Below are 19,079 nucleotides of genomic sequence, written 5' to 3' on the forward strand. Positions count from 1 at the left end.
CGGTTCCACCACATGAAAGGAAGTGAACTGCACGCATGCCTGTGATCTCAGCAGCTCACGATCTGCTGGACAGTGACGTGTACCTCGACCTGCGAACCAGTCTCGGCATCCCTCTCGTCCTCAAGTGCGAGGGCTTCAACTTCGCGGGTTCGATCAAGATGCAGCCGGCCGCCTGGATGGTCGAGGCCGCACAGCACGACGGCACGCTGGGGCCGGACTCCACGCTCATCGAGTCCTCCTCCGGGAACCTCGGCGTGGCCCTGTCGGTGATAGCCGCGTCCAAGGCACTGAAGTTCGTCTGTGTGACCGACGTCAACTGCAACCCGGCGACCGTCGCTCTGATGCGGGCCCTGGGAACCGAGGTCGTGGTCCTCGACGAACCCGACGCCTCGGGCGGGTTCCTGGCAGCGCGACGCTCCTACGTGCGGCAGCGGTGCGCCGAGAACCCTGGCTACCTGTGGCTCAACCAGTACGAGAACCCGGCCAACTGGATCTCCCACTACGAGACGACCGCCGCGCTGATCGCCAAGGACTTCCCCGATCTCGACACCCTGTTCGTCGGTGCCGGCACCGGCGGCACGCTCATGGGCTGCGCGCGGTACTTCCGCCTCCACCGGCCCCACGTGCGCGTCATCGCCGTCGACAGCGTCGGCTCCGTCAGCTTCGCCGGGACCCCGGGACCACGCCACATCCCGGGGCTGGGGGCCGGCGCACCCATGCCGCTGATCGATCCGTCACTCACCGCCGGCCTGGTCGACGAGGTGATGCGGGTCCACGAGATCGACACGATCCACACCTGCAGGCAGCTGGCGGCCCGGGGAATCCTGCTCGGCGGCTCCTCGGGGACCGTGGTCTCCGCCGCGTCCCAGTGGCTCGCCCAGTACCCCGCCGGCAGTGCCGTCGCGATCGCCCCCGACCTGGGCGAGCGCTACATCAACACCATCTACAACGACGCCTGGGTCAGTGACCACTACGGGCAGGTCGACATCCGCGAACTTCTGGAGAGCATATGAACGAGCAGGTAGGTGTCCCCCGGTTCGGGGTGGTACCGGGCGTGGCCGTGCACCGGGCGCTCGACGGGCGCCGGCCCGAAGTCATCGACCTCGTCGAGAAGGCGTACCGCCTGCACGGTGAGGCGCAGACCGTCAATCCGCCCTCCTACTTCCTGCGCTTCCCCGACCGCCCCTCGGCCCGCATCATCGCGTTGCCGGCATCGGTCGGCGGCGAGCGGCCCGTGGACGGCATCAAGTGGATCTCCAGCTTCCCCTCCAACCTGGAGCGGGGCATACCGCGAGCCTCCGCCGTGCTGATCCTCAACGACCCGGCCACCGGGTACCCCTACGCGTGCCTGGAGAGCTCCATCATCAGTGCGGTGCGCACCGCCGCGTCCGCCGCGGTGGCTGCTCGCGCCCTGCTCGCGGACCGCCCGCGACCGCGCCGGATCGGGTTCCTCGGTACCGGGCTCATCGCCCGCTATCTGCACCAGTACCTGTCCACGCTCGGCTGGGAGCCCGAGGAGCTCGGCGTCCACGACCTGTCCGACCGGTACGCGCGGGACTTCGCCCGGCATCTGCGCGAGTCCGGCGGGGACCGGACGTCAGTGCGTGTGTACGGGAGTTCCGAGGAGCTCATCCGGGCCAGCGACGTGGTGGTCCTCGCGACGACGGCGGCGGAACCGCACGTGAGCGACCCGGCTTGGTTCGACCACCACCCGCTCGTCCTGCACGTCTCGCTGCGCGACCTGAGCACCGACGTCATCCTCGACAGCGTCAACGTGGTCGACGACGTCGAGCACGTGCTCAAGGCGAACACGTCGGTCCACCTGGCCGAGCAGAGCACCGGCGGCCGGGACTTCCTCGCCGGAACCCTCTTCGACGTGCTCACCGGCCGGCTCACCGTCCCGGCCGACCGCACCGTGGTCTTCTCGCCGTTCGGCCTGGGCGTGCTGGACATGGCCGTGGGTGAGCACGTGTTCAGGCGGGCCGAGGAGGCCGGCGAGGTCATGGCCGTCGAGGGCTTCTTCCACGACCTGGCACGCCATGCCGCCCCGCGCACCGAGGCCGGTGCGCGGTGAGCGCGGCACGGGGTCCGGCCGCGCCGGAGCGCGTGTGGGCCCGCCTTCCCCTGGCGGCCGGCGCGGTGGACCGGGCCGGCGGTCTGGCGCTGCGCCGCTCCCGCACCGTGGACACCGGCACGGCTCTCCTCGATCACGTCATCCGGCACGCCGAGAACGACCCGGGACGCACGGCCGTGGTGGACGGCGAGCGCGCCCTCACCTACCGCACTCTGGTCGAGGACGTGGGAGCGGTCCGTGAGCTGCTGCTCGCCCGCGGCATCGAGGCCGGCGACGTGGTGGCAGCGGTCGGCACCCGGAGCCTGGAGACCCCCGTGGTCTTCCTGGCGCTGGAGAGCATCGGCGCCTCGTACCTGCCCGTCGACCCCGCGTGGCCGGCGGTTCGTGTCCGCGACGTCCTCGGCAGGGCCGCGGCGCGGCTGCTGCTCGACTACACCGGGGCCGAGGAGATGGCCAACGCGGCCCGTGCGGCCGCCGCGGCGGAGAACGTCGCGCTCCTGGTGCTGCCCGTCGAGCGCCGTTGCCGCGACCTACCCGGGCGGAGCGGGTCCGACCGCTCGTACGAGACCCGCTACACGATCTTCACGTCGGGCACCACCGGGCGTCCCAAGGGGGCGACCGTCGAGCACCAGGGCATGCTCAACCACCTCTGGGCCAAGGTGCACGACCTGTCCCTGAGTCCTCGGGACGCGGTGGCCTTCACCGCGCCGCTCGTGTTCGACATCTCGATCTGGCAGATGCTGTGCCCGCTCCTGATCGGCGGGCGCACCGTGGTGATCAGGGACTCCGCCCTGCGCCTGCCGCGCTGGCTCATCGGTGCTCTGGACGCCGCCGGGGTGAGTGTCGTCGAACTGGTTCCCACCGTCGTGGGCTGGCTGGTCGACGAGGTGCGGCGAACCGATGGAGGGTCACTCGCGTCGCTGCGCCGGCTTCTGTCCACCGGTGAGGAACTGCACCCCGGACTCGCCGCCCGCGTCCTGGACGCGCTGCCCGGCGTGGCGGTCGTCAACGCGTACGGCCCCACGGAGTGCTCCGACGACATCACCCACCACGTGGTGACCCGGGCCGATCTCGTGCGGGACCGGATTCCCGTGGGCTCACCCGTGGACAACACCTCCCTGTATCTGCTGGTGCGGGAGCAGGACTCCTGGCGCGCGGCCGCACCCGGTGAGACGGGTGAGCTGTTCGTCGGCGGCATCTGCGTGGGCCTCGGCTATCTCAACGACCCGGAGGTCACCGGGCGGGCGTTCTTCCACGACCCGTTCGACCCGCTGTCACCTACCGGCAGGCTCTACCGGACCGGTGACCTCGCCAGATTCGACGACGGTCTCGTCCACTACGCCGGCCGGAGCGACCGCCAGGTCAAGGTCGCCGGGGTGCGTATGGAGCTCGATGAGATCGAAGCCGTACTCAGCCGGCACCCGGGCGTCGAACGGTGTGCGGTGGTCGTCTCGGGAGACGGCGACCGCAGCGAACTCGTCGGCCACTACTCCGTACTCACGCCGGTGTCACCCGAGGAGCTCCAGAAGTCCCTCGACGAGGTCCTGCCCCCTGCGATGGTGCCGCGGCGCTGGCACCGGTGGGACGCCCTACCCCTCACCCAGAACGGGAAGATCGATCACCGGACGCTCAGGGCAGCCGGTGCGACTTCCGGGAAGGAAGCGTCATGACCGCACAGACGGCCGAGGCCACCCCCGCGGGGCCGGAGCGCGCGGAGGCCCCACCCGTGGCGGGCATGAGTCTTCACGAGCGGGTCGCCGCCGTGGCGCTGGCCGCCGAGGAGCACCTGCCCCGCACCGAACGCGAGGCGGCCTTCCCCGATGAGGCACTGGCGCAGATGCGCCGTACGGGACTGCTCGGGCTGCTCGTGCCCCGAGCGGAGGGAGGGCTCGGCGGGGGCGTCGCCGATCTGGTCGACGTCACCCTCGCTCTCGGCCGTACCGACATGTCGATGGCCATGATCTTCGCGATGCACTGCCAGCAGTCGCAGGCGATCGTGGCGCACGCCCGGTCCCCCCTGCGTGAGGAGCTGCTGCCCCTGCTCGCCGCCGGCGATCTGTACCTGGCGTCGGTGACGACCGAGCCGGGGAAGGGCGGTCACCTCTTCAAGTCGTACGCGCGGATGCCGGCCGTCGGCGGGACGCTGGAGATCGACAGGACCGCCCCGATCGTCACCGGCGGCACTCAGGCGGACGGATTCCTGATCACCATGCGCAGTCCGTCCGCCACCGCCGACCATCACGTCTCGCTCGTGTACGCGCACCGCCGTCAGCTGGAGGTGCAGGCGTCGGGCGAGTGGAACCCCATGGGCATGCGTTCGAGCCACAGTCTGCCGTTGAGGCTGACAGGGACGATCCCCGCGCACCAGGTGATCGGTGATCACGGCGGCTTCCACCGGATCGCCCAGTCCGTGTTCGGGCCACTGGCCCATCTGGGCTGGTCCGCGGCGTGGCTGGGTACGGCGGCGGGCGCGCTCTCCAGGGTGGTGCGCATGCTGCGTGACCCCGCCGGCCGTAGCCGGGCGGACCTCGGGTCGGAACTGCTGCTGACCAGGCTGTCGCGGGCCCGGCAGCGGCTCGACACCGTGCACGCCCTCCTGCGCCGCACGCAGCACCTGGTCCAGGAGGAGGAGGACCTGTCCGCGCCCGGCAGCCAGTTGCTGCTGAATTCCCTGAAGATCACGGCCGCCGAGGAATGCCATGCCGCGGTGAACGATCTGATCGATGCCGTCGGCCTGCGTCACGGCTATCTCAAGGACTCACCGACCGGACTGGAAAAGGCGCTGCGGGATCTGCGTTCAGCGGCCCTGAACTACAGTAACGACAGGCTGCACCTGGCCGACGGTCAGCTCTGCCTGCTCGACCCCGAGGTCAATTTCAGCTGACCTCACAATCCTGTTGTGCGAGTATCGCGTCACTGTTAGGGTCGAATTAATCGGCCGGAGTCTCAATCTCCCGCGATTTCGCATGGACGCCGAATTCACCGCGTCACCGCCATTCGGCCCCCTTCACCCGCAATTCCCATTCCACCTGAGGGACAATCATGCCCGAAAAGAGCCAGGAAAAGCCTGCCGAGGACTGGACCACCGCCCTGCGGTACATCTCGGGACGCAAGGCCGCCGAGGAATCACTGGGATTCCTCGCCCACGTCAGTTCCACGATCCGCAGCACCGTCGACCCGGCGGACGTCGTGCCGGCCACGGCCAAGGCGTGCGTGCCGTTCTTCGCCTCCGCCATCTCGCTGGAGGCGCCGGCCGTGCACGGGGAGCCCGTCGTCCAGGCGCCGGACGAGTTCGCCGCAGCCCTCTCCGAGGTGCGCGCGCTGGCGGACTCCGCCGGCCGGCCGCGTCTCGTCGTCAGCGATCACGAGGGCTTCTCCGCAGAGACCGATCCGCGGCTGCTCGAGCAGCTGCGGGAGTGGGGGGTCGGTTCGGCCGTCGCTCTCGCGCTGGAGTTCCGCGGGGTCCCCGGCGGACGCCTCGTGATCGTGCGGGGCCCGGCACACCGCCGCGGCCCGGTGGGGCCGGGCGACCTCGCCCTGGTCTCGGAAGTGGCCGACAGGGTGGCCGCCTTCAACGCCTTCGCGTCCCGGCTGCCCGCCGGCGCGAGCCGGTGAACCGCCACAGCAGGAGGGAGTGGTCATGACGGCCACCTGGAAGGACGTGCGCGAGTGGATCCTCAGCCGCAATCCCGACGTCACCGAGCTCGACGCAGAGACCGACATCATCGACACCCGCATCATCAGCTCCCTGCAGTTCGTGGAGCTGGTCCTGCACGTCGAGGAGCTGCGCGGAGCCATGCTCGAGTCCGCCGAGATCGACCTCGACGCCTTTCGCACCCTGAAAGGCATCGAGGAGAACTTCCTCCGTCCGTAGCGGCAGCGGAAAGAGCGGGTTCGACATGACGCGCACATCATCCGTCGTCGTACAGGGCGACCTGGAGCAAGCCGGTGACGTGGTGGTCTTCCTGCCCCCGGCGGGCAGCATCACTTCTCCGTACCTACCCCTGGGAGGGCGGCTTCCCCCCGGCCTCCTCGCGGTGCACTGCGAGTTACCGGGCCGCGGGAGACTGGCCGACGAGCAGCCGGCCGGCACGGTGCAGCAGGCCGTGGACCGATGGACCGCGGATCTCTCCCCCGACCTGGCGGGGCGACGCCTCCATCTGTTCGGCCACAGCCTGGGCACACTGTTCGCCTACGAAATGGCGGGCCGGTTCGCGGCCGACCCCGTGTGCGAGGTCGCAGGCCTGCTGATATCCGGCGCCCGGGAGCCGGGGTACGCGCCCCGCGCTCTTATCGCCACCGCCTTCTCCGCCGTGCGGGCAGAACGCCGCCTCACGGATGAGGAGGGGGACAAGGAAGGCGTCCATCTGACGGCCGACCTCCGCATGCGGCGGGAATACCGGGGAGCGAGAAGAACCGTCCACGCACCCCTGGCACTACTGTGCGGCAGAGATGACAAATTCGTCCGCGCCGAAGATATGGCCGCATGGAAAGAATTCATCACAGGCCCTTTCCTCGGAACGTTTACATTCGACGGCGGACATGATTACTATCTCGCCGGAAAAGACCTTCTGGCTTCCACGATAAAAGAAATCGTGGATCGCATGAATCCGAGTCCGAAAAGAATCAGGAGTGGGAAATGACCATCACCAAGGTGCCTTCCACCGACCAGCTCATCGACGTCATCGGCAACAGTTCGGTGGCGATCGCGGTGACCGACGGGGCCGGGGCCGTCATCCTGCACAACAAGGCGCTGTCCCTGCTGATGGGCGGGGAGGCGAGCCACCTGGGCGAGCGGGTCAAGGTGGCCGGCGCGACTGACGGCCTGAAGGATCTGCTGGCCGCGCTCAAGAAGGAGAACCGGCTGGACAACGTCGCGGTCGTCTACCGCGGTACGGACGGCCAGGAGCGTCCCGCCCGGGTCAACGCCGTGCGGGTGGAGTCCGGTGGCCAGGTACGCGTCCACTGGGTGAGCCGGCCGGAGCTGGGCGAGCGCCTCCCGGTGTCGAACACGGCCGCGGAGAACGCGGCCGCGTCCGACGCCGCCGCCTGGATCCGCTCGGTCGACGACGCCGAGCACCCGACGCTCGCTCCCACCGCGGACAAGGCCGCGGTCATGCGCGAGTTCTACGAGGTGGCGCCGGTCGCGATCCACCTGATCGGCGTCAACGGCGGGGTGATGCACGCCAACCCGGCCGACGTCGCCCTGGTGGAGTACACCGACACCCCCGACGAGTACGTGGGACAGCACATCCGCAAGATCTACGAGGACCAGGGCCTGGTCGAGGACTTCCTCTCGCGCTGGGACGAGGATTCGCCGATCATCAACTTCCGCGCGAACTTCGTGACGAAGGACGGTGCTCCGCGCCCGGTCCTGATCTTCTCGACGGCGCAGGCCGAGGGCGGCAGCGTCAGCAACACCCGGTGCTTCGTCTTCAACGACCCGGAGCCCCGCCGTGCCCGCGACACCATCAGCGCCTTCGGCTGGCCGGCCTAGCAAGTGGGCGGGTGGGGCGCGAGGACGCCTCGCGCCCCACCCGCCCGTGCCCTCCGCCCCGGCCGGTACGCCGACCGTGGCCGACCACCATTGTGAGGAACTGAGGATGGTCAGGACACACTGCCCCTACTGCGCCCTCCAGTGCGGGACCAGACTCGACGTCTCGTCCCGTGAGGAGGTCTCGGTCCGGGCGGACGAGGACTTCCCGGTCAACGCGGGCCGTCTGTGCGCCAAGGGATGGACAGCCCCTCACCTGCTGTCCGCGCCCGACCGGTTGACCTCCCCCCTGCTGCGCCACGGCTCGCGGGACGCCCACCGACGGGTCACGTGGCAGACCGCCCTGGACGACGTCGCCGGCCGGCTGCGCCGGATCGTCGACGAGTCGGGACCCGATGCGGTAGCCGTCTTCGGGGGCGGCGGGCTGACCAACGAGAAGGCCTACCTGCTGGGCAAGTTCGCCAGGGTCGCGCTGGGCACGTCACGGATCGACTACAACGGCAGGTTCTGCATGTCCTCGGCCGCGGCGGCCGGTGCCGCCGCCTTCGGAGCGGACCGGGGTCTTCCCTTCCCGGTCACTGATCTGGCGGCAGCGGACGTGGTCCTGCTCGCCGGTGCCAACGTGGCCGAGACGATGCCTCCGCTGATGCAGCACCTGGAGCGGGCCGATCTCATCGTGATCGATCCCCGGCACTCCGCCACGGCCGAGCGCGCGGCCCTGCATCTGCGTCCGACGCCGGGCACCGATCTGGCTCTGGCGCTGGGACTCCTCCACGCCGCCGTGACGGACGGTCACCTGGACCGCTCCTACATCGCCCGCCGGACGACCGGTTTCGAGGAGGCGTGGCGCCGGGCCGCCGAGTGGTGGCCGGAGAGGGTCGAGCGCGTCACGGGCGTTCCCGTCGCGGACCAGTACGTCGCCGTGAGGATGCTCGCCGCGGCCGGACGCCGTTATGTGCTCACCGGAAGGGGCGCGGAACAGCACTCCAAGGGCACGGACACGGTAGCGGCCTACATCAACCTGGCGCTGGCCCTGGGCATGCCGGGCCGGCAGGGCTCCGGCTACGGATGCCTCACGGGGCAGGGCAACGGACAGGGTGGCCGGGAACACGGGCAGAAGGCGGATCAGCTGCCCGGCTACCGGAAGATCACGGACCCGGCGGCCCGTGCCCACGTGGCCGGGGTGTGGGGCGTGGACCCGGGAGAGCTCCCGGGTGCGGGCCCCAGCGGTTACGAACTGCTGGACTCCCTCGGCCGTCCCGGCGGGCCCCGGGCCCTGCTGGTGTTCGGTTCGAACCCGGTCGTCTCCGCTCCCGACGCCCGGCGGATCACCGCGCGTCTGGCCGCCTTGGACCTGCTGGTGGTGGCCGACTTCGTCCCTTCGGAGACGGCCCGGATGGCGGACGCCGTGCTGCCGGTCACGCAGTGGGCCGAGGAGGACGGCACGATGACCAGCCTGGAGGGGCGCGTGCTCCGCCGCCGCCGTGCCCTCGATCCCCCGGCAGGGGTCCGCAGCGACCTGTGGGTGCTGCGCGAACTCGCCGTCCGCCTGGGGCAGCCGCCCGAGCGGTTCCCCGCCGAGCCCCGGGAGGTCTTCGCCGAGCTGAGGCGCGCGTCGGCCGGCGGTCCCGCCGACTACAGCGGCATCGACTTCGACGGTCTCGACGCCCCCGTGCACTGGCCCAGCCGCAGCGAGGGCGAGTCCACACCGCGGCTCTTCCTGGACCGCTTCGCCCACGACGACGGGCGTGCCCGGTTCGTCGCGGTGACACATCGTGACGCCGCGGAGCTCCCCGACGCCACGTACCCCCTGCACGCCACCACCGGCCGGGTGCTGGCGCACTACCAGAGCGGTGCCCAGACCCGGCGCGTCCCCGAACTGGTGGCCGCCGCGGGTGAGGCCTTCGTCGAGGTCCATCCGGAGACCGCGCTGCGGGCCGAGGTCCGCGACGGCCACCTGGCCCGCGTCGTCTCCCGCCGGGGCACGACCGTCGCACGGGTGCGCACGGTGGCCTCCCTTCGCACCGACACGGTCTTCCTGCCCTTTCACTTCCCCGGCGCGGGACGGGCCAACTCGATCACGAACGCCGCCCTGGACCCCACGTCGGGTATGCCGGAGTTCAAGGTGTGCGCGGCGCGTCTGGAGCCCGTGGACGACGTCCCCGCCGCCCCGGCAGGTGATCAGCTGTGAGCCGCCGTGTCGTCATCGTCGGAAACGGTCCGGCCGGACACCGTCTGGCCGAACTGCTCTGTGCGCGCGCTCCCGGCACCGACGTCACCGTCGTCGGCGCGGAGAGCGAACCCGCCTACAACCGGGTGCTGTTGCCCTCGGTCCTCGCGGGCCGGCTGTCCCCGGGGGCGACGTACCTCGCGCGGCACCGCGAGGGAAGCGTCCGCGTCCGTACCGGTGTCCGCGTGGTCTCCGTCGACCGGCGCCGGCGTGAGGTGCGTACCGGCGAGGGCGTCGTCCTCCCGTACGACGACCTGGTCCTGGCGACCGGCGCGACGTGCTTCCTCCCTCCGCTGCACGGACTGGCCGAGGAGGACGGACGTACCGCCAAGGGTGTCGTCGCTCTGCGCACACTGGCCGACTGCCAGCTCGTCGAGGACCGGCTGCCCGTGCGGGGCCGCGTCGCCGTCCTGGGCGGAGGTGTGCTGGGCCTGGAGGTGGCGCGTGCCCTGACCGAGCGCGGGTACGGCGTGGACGTCGTGCACGGCGGACCCCATGCGATGGACCGCCAGTTGGGTCCCGTGGCCGGAGATCTGCTGGCGACGGCCCTCGACGGCCTCCAGGTCCGGGTCCTGGCCGGACGCACGGCCACCGCCTGGACCGGTGACCGGCTCGTCCTGAGTGACGGCTCCTCGGTCCCGGCAGGCCTGCTGATCGTCTGCGCGGGTGTCGTGCCGGAGACGTCCCTGGCCCGCGATGCCGGACTGCGGGTCGGACGCGGTGTCGTCGTGGACGAGTACCTGCGCACCAGCGACCCCCGTATCCATGCGCTGGGGGACTGCGCGGAGGTGCACGGTGAGGTCAGCGGGCTCATCGCCCCCGCCTGGGAGCAGGCGGACGTGCTCGCGGGGGTGCTCACCGGTGAACCACGCCCGTACGCCGGCACCCGCACGATCACCCGGCTCAAGGTGCGCGGCGTCGACCTGGCCGTCATCGGCGCGGGCGAGGGCGAAGCCGCCGGCGCCGAGACGGTCGTCCTCACGGATCCCGCGCGCGGTCAGTACGCCCGGCTGTCGGTGCTGGACGCGCAGGTCGTCGGGGCCGTACTGCTGGGACTCCCGGACTCCGTCCCGGCTGTGAGCCAGCTCTACGACTCCGGGGCCGCGGCACCCAACGACCGCCTTTCCCTGCTGATGGGCCGGGCCGTGGCCGACCCCGCGCGGGACCCGGGCTCCCTGCCCGGGCAGACGGTCGTCTGCCGCTGCAGCAACGTCACGAAGAACGACCTGGTCTCCGCCTGGCTGCGGGGCGCGCGGGAGGAGTCCGGCCTGGCCCGGGCCACTCGGGCCACCACGGGCTGCGGGGGGTGCCGCAGTGCGGTGAAGGAGATCTGCGGGTGGCTCCGCGCGAAGCACGAGCAGCCCGACGCGGACGCCGGGAGGAGCGACGAGGAGCAGGACCATCCCGTGGACAGCGTCTCCCCGCCCCGGTCGCGGCGGGACGACCACCGAGATCCGGTGCCGGAACTACTGGCCCCCTGACAACGAAGGACTGACTGTGCCCAAGATTCTGGTGATCTCCGCAAGCCCCTCGTCCACCTCGAGGACCGAACGTCTCGGCGAACTCGTGGCGGAACGACTGGACACGTACGCCTGGCACACCGACCATCTGAGGGTGCGCACCCTGCCGGCCGCGCCGCTGCTCGGCGCGCAGGTCGGGCACCCGGCGGTTTCCGCTGCGGTGGAGCAGGTGGCCCAGGCGGAGGGGATCGTCCTGGCCACTCCCACGTACAAGGCCAGCTTCTCCGGCCTGTTGAAGACCTTCCTGGACCTGCTTCCGCAGTTCGGCTTCGCGGGAAAGGCGGTACTGCCCCTGGCCACCGGGGGCAGTACGGCACATGTGCTGGCTCTCGACTACGCGCTGCGGCCGGTGGCCCACTCGTTGGGGGCGCGTCACGTGGTGCAGAGCTTCTTCCTGCTGGACAAGCACCTGGATGTCAGCGGCGGAACGCTGCGCGTGCTGCCGGCGAGTTCCCAGGGGCTCGACGAGGTGATGGAGCAGTTCCGCATGGCCCTGCCCGCCCCCTCACGCCTCCCCGTCGCTGCTGATGAACGCCGATAACTCGCCGTCGTGGAGGATGACCCGCGCCCCGCAGGAACACCGGCAGTACTCGATCTCGCCCTGTGAGGTGAGGTGGGTGGACTCCAGCCGCCAGGAGGGCTCGGGCAGCGTGGCCGCGCACCCCCGGCTGCGCAGTGGGCACCCGTACCGTGCCGGACTCGCGTCGCGGTCCGTGTGCGGGCGCTTCTGGAGCGGTACGAGGTCCCTTGCGGAAGAGCGCGATGAAGACATCAGCTCTTCACCTCCTCTGGAGTGGGGGAAGCGGTCGTCGCGGCCGGCCGGCCGGGCACGGCCGGCTCCGCGAGGGTCCAGAACAGCAGCCAGGCCAGCGCGGGGAGGGCGATCAGGGGCATGAGGGCGGTCTGCAGGGACGTGGCGTCCGCCAGGCGTCCGATCAGGGGACTGAACAGGCCGCCGATGCTGATCGTCAGACCGAGGGTGATGCCGCTGGCCGTGCCGACGCGGTTGGGCAGGTAGTCCTGGCCGAGCGTGACCTGCAGCGAGAAGGGGATGTAGAGCCCGGCTGAGGTCAGCGCCACGAACAGGTAGATGGCAGGGCCCGGTACGAAGACGAGTCCTGCCACGGCGAGGACGGTCAGGAGGTACGACTGGCGCACCACGGTGACGCGGTCCCAGCGGTCCGCCAGCTTGCCGCCCAGGACGGTGCCGACCGCGCCACCGAGGTAGAGCACGAACAGTGCGGCCGTCCCGGCCGCCATGCCGCCGCCGGTGCGCCCCCGCACGTAGAACGAGACGAAGGTGCTCAGCCCGATGAAGACGATCGACCGGCAGACCACCGCGAGGGCCAGTTTCGTGAAGGACGGCCAGTCGTCCCGCCGGGCGGGTGCGTGCGCGGGAGCACCGGACGTGGCGGCCGTGCGCTCCATCCCACGCAGTACGGGAAGGCACAGGGCGCTGCCGATCAGCGCGGGGAAGATGAGCAGGGGTGAGAGCCGCAGGCCGCCCGTTCCCACGACCACGGCCACCAGGACCGGGGCGAAGGCGAAACCCAGGTTGCCGCCCAGGGAGAACCAGCCCATGGCTGTGTTGCTGCCCTTGCTCGCGATGCGCGCCACGCGGGCCGACTCCGGATGGTAGGCGGCGACGCCGACGCCGCCCACGGCGACGAACACGAGGGTCAGGGCGTAGGACCCGCTCAGGCCGCTCAGGGCGATGCCCAGACCTCCGACGACCGTGCTCACGGGGAGCAGCCAGGGCATCGCACGCCGGTCGGTGAGCACACCGAACAGGGGTTGTGCCACTGAGGACAGAAGGGACGCGGCGAGCACGATGCCCGAGGCCGCCGCATAGGTGTACGCGCGTTCGGCCACGAAGTACGGGACCAGGGCGGCCACGGCGCCCTGGTAGACGTCGACGCAGGCGTGTCCGACGGACAACAGGGTGATTGCTCGGTTCTTTGCCACCGGACCATCGTCGCCCTGGACTCACCGGCGCGCTTCCGATAAAAGGACAAGTAATGAAGAACGTTCGCCATGAGTCGATCGCTCCGACCCGCACCCAGTGGCTGGCGGCCGGGGCGGACATCGACGCCCATCGACACGACGACCACCAGATCATCTACGCGGCGCGCGGTGTCCTGGCCATCACGACGGACGTGGGCACCTGGATCGCGCCCGCGACCCGGGCGATCTGGGTGCCGGCGGGCACCGTCCACGCGCACCATGCTCACGGGGCGCTCGACCTGCGCCTGGTCGGACTGCCCGCGACGGACAACCCGCTGGGGCTGGACGCACCGACGGTGCTGACGGTGAAGCCCCTCCTGCGGGAGCTGATCCTCGCCTACACGAGCGATCCGGACGATGACAGTGCCGAGCGGCACCGGTTGCGGGCGGTACTGCTGGACCGGTTGGCGGCGTCCGCGCAGCAGGCGCTGCACCTTCCGACACCCACCGACAGCCGCCTCGAGGAGATCTGCGACATCCTGCGGGCGAACCCCGGGGAACAGCGCACACTGGCGGCGCTCAGCAAGGAGGCCGGCGTCAGCGCCCGTACGCTGTCCCGCCTGTTCACCTCCGACCTCGGCATGACGTTCCCCCAGTGGCGCACGCAGCTACGCCTCTACCAGGCGCTGGTGCTGCTGGCCGAGGGCATGCCGGTGACGACGGTGGCGCACCGGTGCGGCTGGTCCTCCGCCAGTGCCTTCATCGACGTCTTCCGCCAGGCCTACGGGCACACTCCGGGCAGACACCGGACGGGCGGCAATCAGGCCTGACGGTCCGTCCGGACGGCGACGGCCGCGGCGTGGCCCCGGGCCACGTCCATGTTGGCCAGGACCCAGCCCCGCGGGGTGGCCGTGCGATCCAGCAGGCCGAGGTAGTCGGCGTCCAGCGCGCGGCCGAGCCCGGTGCCGATGCCCTTGAGGTACGCCTCCTTCCTCGTCCAGATGCGGGCGAACGCCAGAGCCACGTCATCGTCCGCGGCGATCTCGGCGGCCTCCGCCGGATGCAGCACACGGGCGAGGGTCCGCGCCCTGGCAGCGTCGGGGACGGGCTCGATGTCCACTCCCAGAGGCCGGGCGGCGATCCCGATGAGCACCGAGTCGCCGCCGTAGGAGAGGGAGAAGTGGGTCCGTCCGGCCGGGTCCAGGACGGTCGGCCGGCCCTCCCGCGCCCCGCTCCCCCCTGGGCGGGTCTCGCGCGCGAACCGGACGCTCGCCGCCCCGACGCCGATCCGCTCCCCCAGCAGCCGGCGCAACCAGATGTGGGCCGCGGCGTACCGCACTCCGTTCCTGGGATCGCCGATCCGACGCAGGGTGCGGCGTTCCTCCTCGCCGAGGAGGGCGAGATCGAGATCCGGCCCGCTCGCCGCGTGAGGTTGCAGCAGCCACACCTCCGCCTCCGCCACCGCCGCGGCGGCGGAGGGCTCGGCCGCCACCCTGCGGATCACGGCGTGAGGAACCGTTCGGCGCTCAGGCCGGCGTTGCGGGGGGCGCCGAGGTCACGGGAGAGGCTGCGGGCGATCTCCCGCGTGGCGATGGCCCCTTCGTGGCGGGCGGACTCGTCCAGGAACCGCTCGACCGGACCGACCAGCGCGACAGCGCCGGCCACCTGCCCGGTGTGGTCGAAGACGGGTGCCGCCACCGAGGCGTCCCCGAGGGTGGACTCCTGGTTGTCCGACGCGTATCCGATCTCGCGTACGCCTCGCAGTTGCTCGTCCAGGACCTCCGGGTCGTCGATGCTGGCTCCGGTCACCCGGGGCAGCTCCCCGCCCAGCAGGGCGGTGCGCTGCTCGGGCGGCAGGAACGCCACGATCGCCTTGCCCAGGGCGCAGGTGTTCCACGGGAGGCTCGCCCCGGTCTCCAGTGTCTGCACCGTGGCGCCGGGGCGGGAGGCGTGATGGATCACGAGGACCTGCCGCTCCACCATGACCCCGACCCAGACCGCCGAACCTGTGCGGGTGGCGAGGATGTCGGCCCAGGTGACGGCCCTGATCCGCAGCTTGTGCGAGTCCAGATAGGCGTTACCCAGCGTGACGAGCCCCGGTCCCAGCTGGTACTTACTGGTCTCCACGTCCTGCGTGACCAGGCCCTCGGACTCCAGTGTGCGCAGCAGGGCATGGGCGGTGGGCTTGGCGACGTTGAGCCGTAGCGCCAGCTCACTGACTCCGAGCCGTTGCGTCCCGGTCGCCAATTCCTTGAGTACCTGGACCGCTCGCTGCACCGCTTGAACCATGGATTTTCCCCTTGGAAGTCACAGCCGAACACGCCTACCAGATTTCATGAACCTCGTTCACACATGACTCTAGTTGTGCGCACTCCTGAAAAAGTATCGCTGGAATATCGTAGCGGTTACGAACAGCGTTCGGCGGCAATGCTCCCGTGACGGAGGAAGCCACGGCGCCAGGGGGGTACGCCGAGCCGGCCGGAGGCCGGGTGACCTGCCACGTCACCGACTGCCCCCTTCAGGTGCGCGCCTCACGCCCCCGAGGTATCCGTCGGCACGCTCTCGCACAAAGTTTCGAATGCGGTACGGACATCCGCTTCGGTGGTCCGCCAATTGCTGAACGCGGCGCGCAACGCCGGAACACCCGCGTACACGGTCGGGGTGAGAAAAACGCGGCCGGCCGCTTTCCCGGCGAGCGCGGCCAGCCGGGCGGGGGTGGGATTCTCGGCGAGGGTGAAGCACACGACGTTGAGCCGGACCGGGGCCAGCATCCGCAGCCCGGGAGCCGCGTCGATGGACGCCGCCAGGGAGCGCGCGCAGGCCATGCACCGTTCGACGATCTCCCGGTGCCCGTCCCGCCCGTAGGCACGGAGCGTGAACCACGCCGCCAGCGCACGCAGCCGTTGGGAGTTCTCCGGCGTCCGGTGCACACGGTCGGTCCCGGCCCCCGCGGGACCGGGGCCGGCCGCCGCGTCGGGGCCGAGGTACGCGGCGGTGTTGCGGAAGACACGGACCTGCAGGTCCTGACGGCGGGTGAACTGCACGGCGCTGTCGTAGGGCACGTTCAGCCACTTGTGGAGGTCCACGCAGAGCGAGTCGGCGGCGTCCATGCCGTCCACCAGGAACGCCGACTCGGGGGAGAGCGCGGCGAACCCTCCGAAGGCGGCATCCACATGGAGCCAGAAGTCGTATCGGTCGCGCAGCCGCACGAGGGCGCGGAGGTCGTCGAAGTCGCCCGAGTTGACCGTGCCCGCGTTCGCCACCACGACGCACGGGCCGTCGGCCTGTTCGAGGGCCGCCTCCAGCGCGACGGGGTCCACCGCCTCCCTCCCGGCCAGGGTGGGGACGAGGACCAGCGACGCCCTGCCGAGGCCCAGCATCGACAGGCTCTTGGGCACGCTCGAATGAGGGCTTCCGGACAGCACCCGCACCGCTCCCAGCGCGCCCGCCCCCTCTTCGGCGGGAGAGACGCCGAGCCGCTCACCGAGCCATTCCCGGGCCACCGCCAGACCGACCATGTTGGACATCGTCGCCCCGCTGACCAAGGTCCCTTCCTGCTCGCGGGACAGCCCGAACAGATCGCGGAGCCAGGAGACCGTCTCACGCTCCAGTCGCTGCCCGGCACCGTCGAGCGAGGAGAACGAGTTCTGGTCCGCCGCAGCTGTCAGCCAGTCCCCCGCGAGCGCGGCGGGGGTCACCCCGCCGGTGACGAAACCCCAGTACCGGGGGCCCGCGCTCGCCGACAGGCCGGGCTCCCAGCGTTCCGCGAAGTCCACGAGCGCGGCCTGCAGCCCACTCCCCCGCTCGGGAAGACCGGCCGCCTGCGAGCCCCGGAACGGCGGAACGACCTCCCGCTCCTCCAGCCCGTCGAGGAAAGCTGCCGCATGCTCCCTCACGGACCGCAGAAGCGAGGGAAGACGCACCAGATCCGCCGCCAGGTCAGGATGCACGCTGCACTCTGTTCGTCACAAGCAGAAGGGTAACGGCGCTCGGCGCCCCCATCACCTCCGGCACCGCAGAACCGGACGCCGCCGCGCCCTGGCCGGCCTGGTCGGCAATCCGCTTCCACAGCAGCCTAGTTGGCTGCGTGGCCGCGCACGAGCGCGCGGGCGTGTCCGGGTCCGCACCTGACAGTGACGATCGGCTCGTCCGGGTCGTCGGTGAGGATCACGAACACCTTGCCCACGACCTCGTACACGTCCGCCGCCTGGCGGGCGGTGTCCTGCAGCCGGTCGCCGACCCTGCTCACCGGGCCGCCCGCGTTCCACCGCCGTAGGTGTCCGGGTCGACGGGCCGCTCGGCCTTGGGCAGGTGAGCGACGACGAGTCGGTAGGAGTCGGTGACGAGCTCGTCGACGAGTTCCCTGTCGACGCCCTCACCACCCTCCAGCGTGATCCAGTGCTTCTTGTTCATGTGGTAGCCGGGGGTGATGTGGCTGTACTGCTCCCGCAGGGCACGGGCCTCTCCGGGGTCCGCCTTGAGGATCACGACCGGACGCCCCGGGACCTCGGTCATCAGCATGAACACCTTGCCGCGCACCTTGAAGACCTCCCAGTCGTCGCCGAAGGGATGCTCCAGCCGGGTGCCTGGCAGCCCCTCGGCGCAGTCGGCGGCGGTCTTGTGCAGGGTCGTTCCGTCCATGGGGCGTCGCCTTCCTCGCGGGTGGTCGCGGCAGCACATCCCATCCTTCCCTCGAAACCGACACCGGACCGGCCCCGGTCCCACCCCACGTGTTACGACGTCTCTGCCCGCTGTTCCCCGTACCGGACGCGGAAGACCGGGTGCAGATCGCACTCCTGGTACGTGACGCGGAGGAATGACCGGCCTCGCGCAGGAGGTCCGCGCCGCTCCGGGAGGGCGGGGCCGGGGCGCCGCTGCCGGGCAGATGGGTTCCGGTGTCCCCGCTACGCGGGAATCAGACGCATGCCGCCTCACGGCAGGTGAGGCGTCGGCCGCCGGTCACTTGGCGAGGAACGCGAGGAGGGCGTCGGTGACTTCCTGGGCGTGGGTCCACAGCAGGCCGTGGGGGGCGCCTTCGATGACGACGTAGTCGGCCTGCGGAAGTGCCAGGTGGAAACGTTCCCCGGTGGCCTCGATGGGCAGGATGCGGTCGGCGGTGCCGTGCAGGATGAGTGCCGGGACGTCGATCTTGGGCAGGTCGGCACGGAAGTCGGTGGACCAGGTGGCCACGCAGGCCAGCGAGGCGTACGAGGACGCGCCGGCGGCGACGTTCCAGCTGTTGCGGACGGCTTCCTCGCTGATCCGGGTGCCGAGGTTCTCGTCGAGGTTGTAGAAGTTCTCGTAGAACGCGGTGAAGTAGGCGTAGCGGTCGGCGGTGACGGCGCCTTCGATGTCCTTGAAGACGGTGCCGTCGACGCCGCCGGGGTTGTCGTCGGTCCTGAGGAGGAAGGGTTCGAGGGAGGCGAGGAAGGCGGCCTTGGCGATCCGGGCGGAGCCGTAGGTGCCCAGGTAGCGGCCGACCTCGCCGGTGCCCATGGAGAAGCCCACCAGAACGACGTCGTCGAGGTCGAGGGTCTCCAGGACCACGTTCAGGTCGGCGGCGAAGGTGTCGTAGTCGTAGCCGGTGGTGGGCCGGCTGGAGCGGCCGAAACCTCGCCGGTCGTAGGTGATCACGCGGTAGCCGGCCGACAGGAGTGCGGCGGACTGCTTCTCCCAGGACTGGCCGTCGAGCGGGTAGCCGTGGATCAGCACGACCGGCTGCCCCGTCCCGTGGTCTTCGTAGTACAGGTCGATGCTGGTGGAGTTTTCCTGGTCGACGGTGATGAACGCCATGGTGGTTTCTGCCTTCCGGTGTGA

The 19,079-nt window shown here is 70.7% G+C and carries 20 protein-coding genes; 12 read left to right on the top strand and 8 right to left on the bottom strand.

Going from position 1 to position 19,079, the window contains the following annotated elements; all coding sequences use genetic code 11:
• The first annotated feature begins 35 nt into the window (after nucleotides 1–35).
• The 11 genes from sbnA to ssuE all read left to right on the top strand — a co-directional run bounded on the left by sbnA (nucleotide 36) and on the right by ssuE (nucleotide 11,859).
• The gene (sbnA, locus tag ACHFIV_RS25545) at nucleotides 36–1,013 is read left to right on the top strand and encodes a 2,3-diaminopropionate biosynthesis protein SbnA (protein WP_398973429.1); all 978 of its coding nucleotides are present in this window, start codon (nucleotides 36–38) and stop codon (nucleotides 1,011–1,013) included.
• Nucleotides 1,010–2,074, top strand: coding sequence for a 2,3-diaminopropionate biosynthesis protein SbnB (gene sbnB / locus ACHFIV_RS25550; RefSeq protein ID WP_398973432.1), 1,065 nt, complete (start codon nucleotides 1,010–1,012; stop codon nucleotides 2,072–2,074). Before sbnA ends, sbnB begins: the two co-directional genes overlap by 4 nt.
• Entirely contained in the window at nucleotides 2,071–3,744 is a 1,674-nt protein-coding gene (locus ACHFIV_RS25555; RefSeq protein ID WP_398973434.1) for an amino acid adenylation domain-containing protein, read from the top strand. The genes sbnB and ACHFIV_RS25555 overlap by 4 nt, the downstream gene beginning before the upstream one ends.
• A complete protein-coding gene (locus tag ACHFIV_RS25560) occupies nucleotides 3,741–4,958 on the top strand; it encodes an acyl-CoA dehydrogenase family protein (protein ID WP_398973437.1) in 1,218 nt (405 codons plus the stop codon). Before ACHFIV_RS25555 ends, ACHFIV_RS25560 begins: the two co-directional genes overlap by 4 nt.
• A gap of 158 nt (nucleotides 4,959–5,116) precedes the next feature.
• Nucleotides 5,117–5,689: a hypothetical protein gene (locus tag ACHFIV_RS25565; protein WP_398973440.1), complete on the top strand. Its 573-nt coding sequence runs from the start codon at nucleotides 5,117–5,119 to the stop codon at nucleotides 5,687–5,689.
• Between the two features lie 25 nt (nucleotides 5,690–5,714).
• The gene (locus tag ACHFIV_RS25570; protein ID WP_398973442.1) at nucleotides 5,715–5,948 is read left to right on the top strand and encodes an acyl carrier protein; all 234 of its coding nucleotides are present in this window, start codon (nucleotides 5,715–5,717) and stop codon (nucleotides 5,946–5,948) included.
• A 25-nt stretch (nucleotides 5,949–5,973) separates the two neighbouring features.
• On the top strand, nucleotides 5,974–6,717 hold the full coding sequence (locus tag ACHFIV_RS25575) for a thioesterase II family protein (protein ID WP_398973445.1): 744 nt from the start codon (nucleotides 5,974–5,976) through the stop codon (nucleotides 6,715–6,717).
• Nucleotides 6,714–7,571, top strand: coding sequence for a PAS domain-containing protein (locus ACHFIV_RS25580; RefSeq protein ID WP_398973448.1), 858 nt, complete (start codon nucleotides 6,714–6,716; stop codon nucleotides 7,569–7,571). The genes ACHFIV_RS25575 and ACHFIV_RS25580 overlap by 4 nt, the downstream gene beginning before the upstream one ends.
• A gap of 106 nt (nucleotides 7,572–7,677) precedes the next feature.
• Entirely contained in the window at nucleotides 7,678–9,759 is a 2,082-nt protein-coding gene (locus ACHFIV_RS25585) for a molybdopterin oxidoreductase family protein (protein WP_398973451.1), read from the top strand.
• Nucleotides 9,756–11,279, top strand: coding sequence for an FAD-dependent oxidoreductase (locus ACHFIV_RS25590; RefSeq protein ID WP_398973453.1), 1,524 nt, complete (start codon nucleotides 9,756–9,758; stop codon nucleotides 11,277–11,279). Before ACHFIV_RS25585 ends, ACHFIV_RS25590 begins: the two co-directional genes overlap by 4 nt.
• Nucleotides 11,280–11,295: 16 nt before the next feature.
• A complete protein-coding gene (gene ssuE / locus ACHFIV_RS25595) occupies nucleotides 11,296–11,859 on the top strand; it encodes an NADPH-dependent FMN reductase (protein ID WP_398973455.1) in 564 nt (187 codons plus the stop codon).
• Here the strand turns inward: ssuE and ACHFIV_RS25600 are convergent.
• Together ACHFIV_RS25600 and ACHFIV_RS25605 are read right to left on the bottom strand one after the other, a co-directional pair.
• Nucleotides 11,824–12,090: a hypothetical protein gene (locus ACHFIV_RS25600; RefSeq protein ID WP_398973457.1), complete on the bottom strand. Its 267-nt coding sequence runs from the start codon at nucleotides 12,088–12,090 to the stop codon at nucleotides 11,824–11,826. The two genes, ssuE and ACHFIV_RS25600, sit on opposite strands and share 36 nt — an antisense overlap.
• Nucleotides 12,090–13,283: an MFS transporter gene (locus tag ACHFIV_RS25605; RefSeq protein ID WP_398973460.1), complete on the bottom strand. Its 1,194-nt coding sequence runs from the start codon at nucleotides 13,281–13,283 to the stop codon at nucleotides 12,090–12,092. Before ACHFIV_RS25605 ends, ACHFIV_RS25600 begins: the two co-directional genes overlap by 1 nt.
• 53 nt (nucleotides 13,284–13,336) lie before the next feature.
• Between ACHFIV_RS25605 and ACHFIV_RS25610 the strand changes: the two genes are divergently transcribed.
• Nucleotides 13,337–14,092, top strand: a complete 756-nt coding sequence (locus ACHFIV_RS25610; RefSeq protein ID WP_398973463.1) for an AraC family transcriptional regulator — start codon at nucleotides 13,337–13,339, stop codon at nucleotides 14,090–14,092.
• Here ACHFIV_RS25610 and ACHFIV_RS25615 read toward each other — a convergent pair.
• From ACHFIV_RS25615 to ACHFIV_RS25640, 6 genes are all read right to left on the bottom strand, one after another.
• Nucleotides 14,083–14,766, bottom strand: a complete 684-nt coding sequence (locus ACHFIV_RS25615) for a 4'-phosphopantetheinyl transferase family protein (RefSeq protein ID WP_398973466.1) — start codon at nucleotides 14,764–14,766, stop codon at nucleotides 14,083–14,085. The genes ACHFIV_RS25610 and ACHFIV_RS25615 overlap by 10 nt on opposite strands.
• On the bottom strand, nucleotides 14,763–15,551 hold the full coding sequence (locus ACHFIV_RS25620; protein ID WP_398973468.1) for an IclR family transcriptional regulator: 789 nt from the start codon (nucleotides 15,549–15,551) through the stop codon (nucleotides 14,763–14,765). The genes ACHFIV_RS25615 and ACHFIV_RS25620 overlap by 4 nt, the downstream gene beginning before the upstream one ends.
• Before the next feature lie 242 nt (nucleotides 15,552–15,793).
• Nucleotides 15,794–17,212: a pyridoxal phosphate-dependent decarboxylase family protein gene (locus tag ACHFIV_RS25625; RefSeq protein WP_398973471.1), complete on the bottom strand. Its 1,419-nt coding sequence runs from the start codon at nucleotides 17,210–17,212 to the stop codon at nucleotides 15,794–15,796.
• Between the two features lie 125 nt (nucleotides 17,213–17,337).
• Nucleotides 17,338–17,511, bottom strand: a complete 174-nt coding sequence (locus tag ACHFIV_RS25630) for a hypothetical protein (RefSeq protein WP_398973474.1) — start codon at nucleotides 17,509–17,511, stop codon at nucleotides 17,338–17,340.
• A complete protein-coding gene (locus ACHFIV_RS25635) occupies nucleotides 17,508–17,903 on the bottom strand; it encodes an MmcQ/YjbR family DNA-binding protein (protein ID WP_398973477.1) in 396 nt (131 codons plus the stop codon). Before ACHFIV_RS25635 ends, ACHFIV_RS25630 begins: the two co-directional genes overlap by 4 nt.
• A 318-nt stretch (nucleotides 17,904–18,221) precedes the next feature.
• Nucleotides 18,222–19,055 carry an alpha/beta fold hydrolase gene (locus ACHFIV_RS25640; protein WP_398973479.1) on the bottom strand — a complete coding sequence of 278 codons (834 nt, stop codon included), beginning with the start codon at nucleotides 19,053–19,055 and terminating at the stop codon, nucleotides 18,222–18,224.
• Nucleotides 19,056–19,079 lie beyond the last annotated feature (24 nt).

It is taken from the genome of Streptomyces sp. ALB3 (assembly GCF_044385685.1).
Lineage (GTDB): Bacteria > Actinomycetota > Actinomycetes > Streptomycetales > Streptomycetaceae > Streptomyces.